This window comes from Paenibacillus liaoningensis (genome assembly GCF_059609455.1).
Genome location: NZ_JCAALU010000052.1, coordinates 1 through 1,219 on the forward strand (window position 1 = coordinate 1; position 1,219 = coordinate 1,219).

At 45.2% G+C, this 1,219-nt stretch carries 1 protein-coding gene; it reads left to right on the plus strand.

Annotated features, from left to right (window positions below):
• Positions 1-80 precede the first annotated feature (80 nt).
• A protein-coding gene (locus AC6B99_RS33290) for an IS3 family transposase (RefSeq protein WP_494862974.1) occupies positions 81-1,201 on the plus strand; the annotation gives its coding sequence in 2 pieces (ribosomal slippage) (positions 81-330 and positions 330-1,201; 1,122 coding nt in all).
• Positions 1,202-1,219 lie beyond the last annotated feature (18 nt).

Consider the following 1,219-nt stretch of genomic DNA (forward strand, 5'->3'; position numbering starts at 1 on the left):
TGGATCGACTACACTAAGTTGGACAGAAAAAATAAGGGCTTGTAGAATAAACCTATCATGTTAAGGAGCAAATCTCTACAATGCCAAAACAACAACGACGTACCTTTACAACAGAATTCAAAAAACAAATGGTGGGACTCTATGAAAATGGGAAATCCAGAGCAGCCCTTGTGGAGGAATATGGCCTCACAGCCTCAGCTTTAGACCGCTGGATCAAACAAGCTCAGGCGACGGGTTCCTTCAAAGAGAAGGACAATCGCTCATCTGAAGAAAATGAGCTGATCGCTTTGCAAAAAGAGAACCAGCGTCTGAAAATGGAAGTGGATATTTTAAAGCAAGCCGCGCTGATCATGGGACGAAAGTAGCTATCATCCAGAATAATCGGGATAAATACTCGGTATCAGCAATGTGTGACGTCCTACAAATCGCAAGAAGTACATTTTATTATGACGCCCAAGAACGAGCCACTAAAGACGATGTCACCGAAGCTATTGTGGATATCTTTCACAAGAATCGAAAAGCCTACGGCACACGCAAGATCAAAGTGAAGCTTCATGAGCGTGGGGTGATCGTCTCCAGACGTCGCATTGGCCGCATCATGAAAGAGCAAGGGCTCGTTTCCACCTACACGGTGGCACAATATAAGCCCCATAAAACGGCATGTAACGAAGCAACGACGGCGAATGTTTTAAAGCGGGAGTTTGAGCAAACGGAAGCTAAACGCTTCGTCGTCAGTGATTTGACGTATGTGAAAGTCCAGGACCGATGGCATTACATTTGTGTGCTGGTGGATCTGTTTAATCGAGAAATCATTGGTCATAGTGCAGGCCCGAACAAGGACACTGCTCTGATTACTCGTGCCTTCGCGACCGTTAAGGGTGATCTACATCAGATTCAATGGTTTCATACCGACCGTGGCGGTGAGTTCAAAAATCAAAAGATGGACGAGCTTCTGGAGACGTTTGAAATCGGTCGATCGTTAAGTATGAAAGGCTGTCCGTACGACAACGCTGTGGCTGAAGCCACCTACAAGATCATGAAAACAGAGTTTGTGAACCAGATGAACTTCCAGAGCCTTCGTCACTTGGAACTCGAACTATACGATTACGTCAACTGGTTCAACAAGCATCGCATCCATGGAACCTTAGACTATATGACGCCTGTTCAGTATCGCCAAGAAGCCCTTAAAAAAGTTGTCTGATTTACTGTTGACAATCCA